The following is an 8,212-nucleotide window of genomic DNA, read 5'->3' on the forward strand; positions in this document are numbered from 1 at the left end:
CAGACACTGCGGCGGCAACCGCCGCGCGAGGGCCTTCAGGTCCTCCACATCCGGGGTATAGCCCGAGGGGTTGTCCGGCGTGGTCACAAAGCACAGGGCCGTATTCTCATCCGCAAGACCAACCAGCGCATCCCACGGAAAGCTGAAGTCCGGGTTCAGCGGCGTCTGGCGGAATTCCACCCCGCACAGCCGCGCCTGAAGGCCATACATGGAAAAGCACGGGGAAAAGGCAATGATATTGTCGCGTCCGGGGCGCGCCTTCACCCGCACCAGCAGGTCAATGATTTCATCGGAACCGTTGCCCGCCACCACACACTCCTGCGGCACGCCCAGATGCTCCGCCAACGCGCGGCACAGGCGCGGTGTCCCGGCCTGCGCATACCGAAAGGCCAGCGCGGCATGCTCCGTCAGCGCCTTGTGCACCACGGGGGACGTGCCGAGGGGGTTTTCGTTGCTGGCCATCTTGACCACGCGGCCAAGGCCGTAACGCTCCTGAATCTCTTCAATGGCCAGTCCGGGGCTGTAGGGTTTGAACTCCGGCACCTGCGGCTGAACGGTCTTCTGCAAATCCATGACGAATGCCTCACGGGTGTGAGCGCGCGGCGCAGGACGCGGCGCGCGCATAAGGGTGAACGGTTTCCTTCTGACTATGCGGGGCAGATGAGAATGGAAAGCGGCAGGAAAGTCAATGGTGCGGGGCGCTCACAGCGCGCCCCGCACCACGGGGAATCTAGGCTTCAGGACGCACGGTGAGCACCGGCCTTGTGGCCGACTTCACCACCTTTTCGGCTACGGAACCAAACAGGAGCCTGTCCAGTCCCTTTCGGCCATGGGTGCCGATAACGATAAGGTCGCAGTCCTCCGCATCCGACATGGCAAGGATTTCGTCCGCCGGATAGCCGCTGACGACCTTCGGCGTGACCTTAAGCCCGGCAAAATGCTTTTCCACAAAGTCGTCCATGCTCTTCTCCGCGCCGGAGATAATGTCGCCCACCACGGCGTTCAGCTTGCTGGCGGGCACATCAAACCCGGCATAGTGCTCCAGCGTGGGCGCGGCGTAAAACACCACCACCTCGGCGGACATGCACAGCGCCAGCATGCGGGTATACTCCGCCACCTTGGCGCTGTGTCCGGAAAAATCAATGGCACAGAAAATCTTCTGAATGTCCTTCATACCGTTCTTCCTCCTATTCCTCGTCGTCGTCCTCCCTGACTGCCCGGGGGCGGACGGTGAGTACCGGACAGGGTGCGGCCAGCAACACCTTCTCGGCCACAGAGCCAAAGATGACGCGGTCCAGCCCCTCCCGGCCATGGGTTCCCATCACGATGACATCTGCGTGCATCCGACGGGCCTCGCCGACTATTTCCTGCGCGGGGTACCCGGTCGCCACGCGTGCCGTCACGTTTTTGCCGGGAAACTGCTCCGCCACGAAGGCCTTCATCTTGTCGTGCGCGCCTTGCATAATGCCACCCACAAGGTCCTCAATACGCGTCAGCGGCACATCAAAGCTCAAATACTGGTCAAAGGACGGCGCGGCGTAAAAGACCGTCACCTCGGCGTCACTGCACGCCGCCAAGGTGGCGGCATACTCCGCCACATGACCACTGTACTCCGAAAAATCCACCGCGCACAAGATTCGTTTCATCTGTACCATTGGCCTTCTCCTCCATGAAAAAAGGACCGGGGTCCTCATGGAACCACGGCCCTTGGTGTGTGTTTTGGCAACGCGCCCCAGCCGTTAGGCTTCCGGGCGAATAGTCAGGACGGGGCATGCGGCACTCTTGACCACCTTTTCCGCCACGGAACCAAAGAGGATACGGTCTATCCCCTTGCGCCCGTGGGTGCCGATGACAATCATGTCCACGCCTTCGGTCTGGGCCGCCTCCAGAATTTCTTCCGCAGCATACCCGGTTCCCACGCGCCCTGTCACGGGAACGTCGGTAAAATTCTTTTCAATGAATTCATTCATGGTGGATTCCGCCCCGCTGACAATTTCGCCAACAAAGGTCTCGATGCTTGAGGGCGGAACATGGAAGCCGACGTACTGATTGAGCGACGGCGCAACATACAGCACAACAACCTCTGCACTCATGCACTTGGCAAGGGCCTGAGCATATTCGGCAACGCTGGGGCTGTAGTCAGAAAAGTCGACGGCGCATAGAATCTTGTTCACTTGTACCATGGAACTTGCCTCCGGTTGGTGCTTGCAACACCGGCATACGGCCGGTGCATGCGTCCAGTATCAAGGAAAAGAGCGTTCCGGACCTTCCGGGAGTCATACACCTCATCCCTACCCATACTTCCCCCGGTTCGACAAGGGCTTTTTTCTTCCGTAAACTTGACGGGTGCACGCCAAGGCATGCACAACTCCCTGCACGGCGCAGGAGCGCAACGCACCACCGATCTGCTGGGGAATTTTTTGCCGCCGCGCGGCATGCGGAGCATCAAGCATTACGGAAAGTTGGCTTCCTACCGGCATTGGCAAGCTATTTGCTTATACCGAGGGAAACACCATACGGATAGGAGTGTGTCATGAAAATCCATCCTGATCAGATTAAAGCCCTCGAACAGGAGCAAGCAAAACACGGCCGCGTTCAGAAGACGAACGGGGACGAGTTTGGCAAGCTTCTCGCCGAGACGATCGGGAAGAGCGAGGAGGCGTCCAAGACGCAGGGGACGGCCCCCACGCCTCCCATGACCGGGCTGTTGCCCGGCCAAATCCTCACGGCTCAGGGCACAGACCAGTCCGGTGAACCCTCGCAGACGGGACAGCACGTCATGGACACGCTGGAAAACCTCTTGAATGGATGGGAAAATTATGCCGCGAAGCTCGGCTCGCCTGAAGCGACTCTGCGTCAGGCTGATGGCGAACTGACCTCCATTGAAAACGGCATTGCCGACATCCGCGAGAAGTGGCCAAACCTCGCCAATGACAACCCGCAAGCGGGCGCCATTGTCGACGAGGTGGAAGTCCTCGCCGTGACCGAGCGCATTAAGCTCAACCGCGGCGACTACATGGCCTAGCGGCTGTCCCGCGCGGCGGGCCAAAGGACTGGCCTTCCGCCGCACCACAGTCTTCCCGAAGCCTTGGGGCTACACGGACGTGGCCCCATATTCGGATACCACCCCATACTGCGCACCCTGCGGCGTCAATGTACTGCGCCACAGGGTGAACCGGTCCACCGGCACAGACGCCCACTCCCGATCGCTTAACGCATCAATCAGCGCTGCCCACCTGTCGCCGCGCGCCTCGCGCACGCGGCAGACGGTGAGGTGCGGCGAAAAGGGGCGCCCCTCTTCGGGGAACCCAAGGGGCAAAAGCGCCCTGTTCACGGCGTCTGCAAGGCGGACAAGCTCCTGCCTGCCCTCCTCCACGCCAACCCACACCACACGCGGCTTTCCCCGCCGCGGAAACGTGCCGCCGCCACCGGCCCGCAAAGAAAACGGCGCAAACGATACGCCGCCAAGGGCCACCTTCACCTCGTCCAGCTTCTGCGGCGACAGCTCGCCAAGAAACCGGAGCGTCACGTGCCAATTTCCGGGCCGCGTCCACGTGGTGCGCGAGGCAAGGCGGCTGCGCCACGTACCCAGCTCGCCAAGCGCCGCCTGATACTCCTGCGGCAGCGGCACACCAATAAACGCGCGGATGCCGTCACGCATCGTCCCTCCCACGGCAGGCTACCCCACCCGCTGGAGCAAGCCCTCAATGGCGGCCTGCGCGGTCTGCGCCTTGACGGCGTCGCGGTCGCCCGCAAAATGGAACATCTGCGAGGACACCACGCCGTCCACGCTCCAGCCAATCCACACCGTGCCAACAGGCTTGTCCGGCGTGCCGCCGTCCGGCCCGGCAATGCCGGAGACCGCAACAGCGCACTGCGTGCCCACGGCGCGGCACGCGCCCGGGGCCATGGCTTCTACGGTTTCGCGGCTCACCGCGCCATGCGCCGCCAGCACACTGCCGCCAACGCCAAGCAGCGCCGTCTTTACATCATTAGCATAGGCCACCACCGCACCGCGGAACCAGCGCGAGCTGCCCGGCACGTTCGTCAAAGTATTGGCAATCAGGCCGCCGGTGCACGATTCCGCCGTGGCCACGGACCATTCCCGCCGAACCAGCGCCTCACCAAGCTCAAAGGCCACACGCTCTGCCTGTCGTTGTATATCCACTCCAAAGCCTCCATAAGGTTTGCCTTGTGGATAGCAGTCCCGCGTTTGCCATACAACCCCGCTTGCGGTACACCGCCGGAATCCGGTGACGCGCCGCGTCCGCTTCCGGACCAAACACCACGCGCCGCCACGGAGCATACGAATGACCGCCACAGCACAGCACAGCAGAATTCAGGACGTTCTTACCCGTCTTGTGGACACCCAGCCGCAGGTTCTCCTTCTTGAGGGAGGAACCGTGGATGAACGTATGGATATGGCCATGCACTGGGCGCGCCTCAACAACTGCGCCACCCGCACGGCCTGTGGCCACTGCCCCGCCTGCGTTCAGATTGAGCAGGGCGTGCATGTGGATATCAAGCTCCTTGACGGCCGCGAAGGCAAAATCAAAATCGACGACGTGCGCGAACTCAAGCCCCTGTTCGGCCAGCCCCCGCGCGGCGACGGCAAGCGTGTGGTCATTCTTGCCGAAGCGCAGGAGCTTATCGTCGCGGCGGCCAACGCCCTGCTCAAGTCCCTTGAGGAGCCGTGCCCGGGCACGTTGTTTGTCCTGTTGGCCCCGCAGCGCGAACGCCTGCTGCCGACGCTGGTTTCGCGCAGTTGGGTGCTGACCCTGCCGTGGCCCCACGGCGGCGGCCTTGACGGCGAAGCCGCGGACTGGCTGCGCGCCCTTGGGCAATTCGCCCAAAGCGGCACGGGCTGGTTTGCCAAAACCGGCGCCAAGGGCGCCGTCACACGCGATATTGCCCTCAAGGTTGTTTTAGCCTGCCGCAAGGACCTCACCGCCATATTGGCCGGGCGCTCGCCCTCACCCATGGGCGCGCAGCTTGCCGCGCGCCTTGACCTAGGCCGACTGAAAAAATTCGACCTAACCCTCGCCCATGCAGAGGACGCCCTCAGCCTGCCAACGGCTGTCAACCCCGCCATGGTCCTGGATTGGCTCGCAACGCGGACGTACCGTCTGCTCCGAGAACGCCCGTAACACGGCCCCGCCCCACACCCTCCATCTACCGCAGCCGCGCAAAATGTCGCCGTGCGGACAGAATCAACGCTGATACATCACGTATGTTTGCGTGATTCGCCCCTTGTGGTATAGTTTTGCAGAAACCTCGCAATTCATCACGCACTAGCGGCGATTCACGTCCATCCTGCTTGACACCTGACGGCGGGTGCAATAGTGAGAACGATGTGAATACTTTATCATTACCTATGAGGAGGTAAACGCGAGATGAAGAAGATCCTTTTCTTGGGCGTTGTATGCTTCGCCATTGCGAGTTTCTGCGCTCTGCCCGTGCTGAACGCAGCTGACGCGCCCGCCGACGGACTGAAGATGGAGGCTACCAAAAAGCCTGTCACCTTCAATCACTCCACTCACGGTGACTACGAGTGCAAAGACTGTCACCACCAGTGGGATGGCTCTTCCGCCATCAAAAAGTGCTCCGATGCCGGTTGCCACGACAACTTCGACCGCAAGGCCAAGGGTCCCGACTCTTACTACAAGGCCATGCACAACCGCCGCGTGAAGGACGTTCAGTCCTGCATTAGCTGCCACGGCGACGTCGCCGGCAAGGACAGAGAGATGAAGCGGGAACTCACTGGCTGCAGAAAGTCTGCCTGCCATCCCTAAATCATGATGCTGTCTTGGGGGCCGCACAGCGGCCCCCTTCTACGTAAGACCCCACGGATAACCCAGAGGTAACGCCATGGCTCCGGAAAACGGCAAAAACGAGGAAATCCTCGAACTCACCGACATCATTAAAAAAGGTGACCTCTCTGATGGGGACCAAGCCACGTCGGACGAGGACATGGACCTCAGCTTCGAGCAGGAACTCGAAGAGCTGTTTTCCGACGACGACGCCGCAGATGGCGATGATGTGCAGGAAATCGACCTTTCCGACCTCGACGAGGACTTCGGACTGGACGACGACGCCGACGCCCAAAGCGATGCGCAGGACGAGGCTGGCGACGACACGCCCGCGCCCGAACCAGACGCCACCTCTGACGACGACCTCGGCGGACTCGACGACCTCGGCGACATGGACGACATCGACTCCCTGCTCGACGAAGTAGAAAGCGACACCCTCGCCGCCGACTTCACCGACGCCCCCGAAAAGCCAGCGCCCGAACCCGACGCCGCCCCCACTGCCGACGCCCCCCAAGACGACGAGGACGACGACCTCGGCCTTGGCGATTTGGACGACCTCGGCGACCTTGATGACCTCGACGCCCTCCTTGGCGGCGATTCCGATGCCGACACCGAAACCGGCGCAGACGACGCCGGAGACGATGATATCGACCTCAGCGCCCTCGACGACATTGCCGCCTCAGACGACGATGACACCGACCTTGGCGATGACGACGACATCGACCTGGATGGACTGGACGACCTGCTCGACGGGCTGGATGAACCCAGCGCCGACACACAGGACGACGCCGAACCCGCACAGGACGAGAAGCCGCAGGCCGCTTCCGAACCCGAAGCCCCCAAAAAGCCCGCGCCCGAAGCGCCAGCCCTGCCTGACGAAGACAAAATTTTCGAAGACGCCGAAGCGGACATGGATGACGCCATGCCCGACCTTGGCGATTTGGACGACCTTGGTGACCTTGGCGATGACGACCTCGACGCCCTTGCCGCCGACCTCGGCAGCGACGATGCGCCCGAGGCCGACCAGCCCGCCGAAGAAGCCGCCAGCGCTCCCGCAGAGGAGCCCGCAGAGGAACCCACAGACACCGCCGGCGCTAATTCTCAGCCCGCTCCAGCCGAAGCTGCCGCCAAAGAAGCGCCAGCAGACGGCGAGCCCGCCGCGCAGCCCGAGCCTATGGAGCCGGAACCCGCTCCTGAACCTGCGGCAGAAGCTCCAGCGCCCGAAGAGCCGGAAGCCCCGGCCCCCGCAGCGGAGCCTGAAGCCGCCGAATCATCCGCCGATGAAGCCAGCAGCGCAGAGCCCGAGGCCGAAGCGCCCGCAGCAGAAGCAGCGGACGATGGACTGGGCGACGCAATGGACGACCTCGGCGATTTGGACGACTTGGATGATCTCGCCGACCTTGCGGACATCGAGGACGTTGACTCCTTTGACCTGCCCGAAGACGACGGCATAGACGCCGACGCCGAGCCCGGGCCGGACCTCGACACCCTCGCCGCAAGCGCGGACGTGCAGCCCGAAGCCGCCCCCGCAGAGCCTGCCGCGGAACCTGCTGACGAAACAGCCGAAGCCCCGACCGACGAGGAAGCCCCTGCGCCAGCGCCGGAAGCTCCGGCCGAGCCCGAGGCTCCCGTTGAGGCCGAATCTGCACAGCCCGAAGCCCCTGAGGCTTCCGAAGCGCCCGCGTCCACGCCGGAGGCGGCACCCGCCGCGCCCGAGCAGGCCGAGCAGCAGCCCGCAGCGCCTGCGCTGGACCGCATTCTGGCACGGCTGGACGCCCTTGAGTCCTCCGTCGGCACCGCGCTGGACGAACGTCTCGACGCACGCTTCTCCGCCTTTGAAGAGCAACTGGCAGAAACAGACGCCACCCCGTCGCCCGAGTCCCTCGACGAACTCAAGGCGTCCATCAAGGTGGAACTGCAAGCCGAAATCGCCACCACGCTCAAAAAGGCCCTGCTCGAAGAAATCGACGACCTGCGCGCCGAACTGCACCGCGAAGTGGACAGCCAGCTCTCCAGCAGCCTCAAGGACACCATCGTGGCCGAAGTGGAACAGCACATGGAACAGGCCGTCCCCGCCGCCGCAGCACGCATCATACGCGAAGAAATCGCCGCCCTCGCCAAATCCCTCGGCGACGACTAGCGGCAACGCGCCACGGCGCGCTTTACCGCCACCGCTTTCAAATAATCCCCCGGCCCGCCCTTGGCGGACCGGGGGTTTTTACGCTCCGGGGGGGGGACAAGATGAAGAGTGCCTCCGGCGGCTTTAGCTCTTAAGTCGTTCGGCCTGAAAGGACGAAGGGCCTAAGAAATTAAGAGAGCCTCCGGCGGCTCAAGGGTATGATACCCTTGAGAATCCCCAGAATTTTCGGAGCGGAAGCCGCTCCGAAAATAGGGGTGGGCGG

The 8,212-nt window shown here is 62.8% G+C and carries 10 protein-coding genes; 4 read left to right on the forward strand and 6 right to left on the reverse strand.

The window, feature by feature from the left end:
* From ACY69P_RS11205 to ACY69P_RS11220, 4 genes are all read right to left on the reverse strand, one after another.
* On the reverse strand, nucleotides 1-573 hold a 573-nt coding region (locus ACY69P_RS11205; protein ID WP_462327528.1), incomplete at its 3' end, for an aminotransferase class I/II-fold pyridoxal phosphate-dependent enzyme.
* A 157-nt stretch (nucleotides 574-730) separates the two neighbouring features.
* Nucleotides 731-1,174 (reverse strand): universal stress protein, encoded by a 444-nt coding sequence (locus ACY69P_RS11210; RefSeq protein WP_404843841.1) that lies wholly within the window; start codon nucleotides 1,172-1,174, stop codon nucleotides 731-733.
* A gap of 13 nt (nucleotides 1,175-1,187) precedes the next feature.
* The gene (locus ACY69P_RS11215) at nucleotides 1,188-1,655 is read right to left on the reverse strand and encodes a universal stress protein (RefSeq protein WP_459900434.1); all 468 of its coding nucleotides are present in this window, start codon (nucleotides 1,653-1,655) and stop codon (nucleotides 1,188-1,190) included.
* An 84-nt stretch (nucleotides 1,656-1,739) separates the two neighbouring features.
* Complete coding sequence (locus tag ACY69P_RS11220; protein WP_404843843.1) at nucleotides 1,740-2,183, reverse strand: universal stress protein; 444 nt, start codon at nucleotides 2,181-2,183, stop codon at nucleotides 1,740-1,742.
* 350 nt (nucleotides 2,184-2,533) lie between these two features.
* Here ACY69P_RS11220 and ACY69P_RS11225 point away from each other — a divergent pair, with 350 nt between their 5' ends.
* Nucleotides 2,534-3,025: a hypothetical protein gene (locus ACY69P_RS11225; protein ID WP_404843844.1), complete on the forward strand. Its 492-nt coding sequence runs from the start codon at nucleotides 2,534-2,536 to the stop codon at nucleotides 3,023-3,025.
* Between the two features lie 69 nt (nucleotides 3,026-3,094).
* Here the strand turns inward: ACY69P_RS11225 and thpR are convergent, their stop codons facing one another.
* Together thpR and ACY69P_RS11235 are read right to left on the reverse strand one after the other, a co-directional pair.
* Nucleotides 3,095-3,661, reverse strand: coding sequence for an RNA 2',3'-cyclic phosphodiesterase (thpR, locus tag ACY69P_RS11230; protein ID WP_459900432.1), 567 nt, complete (start codon nucleotides 3,659-3,661; stop codon nucleotides 3,095-3,097).
* 18 nt (nucleotides 3,662-3,679) lie between these two features.
* The gene (locus ACY69P_RS11235; protein WP_462327529.1) at nucleotides 3,680-4,168 is read right to left on the reverse strand and encodes a CinA family protein; all 489 of its coding nucleotides are present in this window, start codon (nucleotides 4,166-4,168) and stop codon (nucleotides 3,680-3,682) included.
* Between the two features lie 142 nt (nucleotides 4,169-4,310).
* Here ACY69P_RS11235 and ACY69P_RS11240 point away from each other — a divergent pair, with 142 nt between their 5' ends.
* The 3 genes from ACY69P_RS11240 to ACY69P_RS11250 all read left to right on the forward strand — a co-directional run bounded on the left by ACY69P_RS11240 (nucleotide 4,311) and on the right by ACY69P_RS11250 (nucleotide 7,950).
* On the forward strand, nucleotides 4,311-5,147 hold the full coding sequence (locus ACY69P_RS11240) for a DNA polymerase III subunit delta' (protein ID WP_459900428.1): 837 nt from the start codon (nucleotides 4,311-4,313) through the stop codon (nucleotides 5,145-5,147).
* 246 nt (nucleotides 5,148-5,393) lie between these two features.
* The gene (locus ACY69P_RS11245; RefSeq protein ID WP_459900426.1) at nucleotides 5,394-5,792 is read left to right on the forward strand and encodes a cytochrome c3 family protein; all 399 of its coding nucleotides are present in this window, start codon (nucleotides 5,394-5,396) and stop codon (nucleotides 5,790-5,792) included.
* 76 nt (nucleotides 5,793-5,868) lie between these two features.
* The gene (locus tag ACY69P_RS11250) at nucleotides 5,869-7,950 is read left to right on the forward strand and encodes a hypothetical protein (RefSeq protein WP_462327530.1); all 2,082 of its coding nucleotides are present in this window, start codon (nucleotides 5,869-5,871) and stop codon (nucleotides 7,948-7,950) included.
* Nucleotides 7,951-8,212 lie beyond the last annotated feature (262 nt).

Source organism: Desulfobaculum sp., assembly GCF_054921475.1.

Bases quoted from the DNA above. Each gene is read 5' to 3' on its own strand.
- ACY69P_RS11210 (WP_404843841.1), bottom strand. From the start codon at position 1,174: ATGAAGGACATTCAGAAGATTTTCTGTGCCATTGATTTTTCCGGACAC.
- ACY69P_RS11215 (WP_459900434.1), bottom strand. From the start codon at position 1,655: ATGGTACAGATGAAACGAATCTTGTGCGCGGTGGATTTTTCGGAGTAC.
- ACY69P_RS11220 (WP_404843843.1), bottom strand. From the start codon at position 2,183: ATGGTACAAGTGAACAAGATTCTATGCGCCGTCGACTTTTCTGACTAC.
- ACY69P_RS11225 (WP_404843844.1), top strand. From the start codon at position 2,534: ATGAAAATCCATCCTGATCAGATTAAAGCCCTCGAACAGGAGCAAGCA.
- thpR (WP_459900432.1), bottom strand. From the start codon at position 3,661: ATGCGTGACGGCATCCGCGCGTTTATTGGTGTGCCGCTGCCGCAGGAG.
- ACY69P_RS11240 (WP_459900428.1), top strand. From the start codon at position 4,311: ATGACCGCCACAGCACAGCACAGCAGAATTCAGGACGTTCTTACCCGT.
- ACY69P_RS11245 (WP_459900426.1), top strand. From the start codon at position 5,394: ATGAAGAAGATCCTTTTCTTGGGCGTTGTATGCTTCGCCATTGCGAGT.
- ACY69P_RS11250 (WP_462327530.1), top strand. From the start codon at position 5,869: ATGGCTCCGGAAAACGGCAAAAACGAGGAAATCCTCGAACTCACCGAC.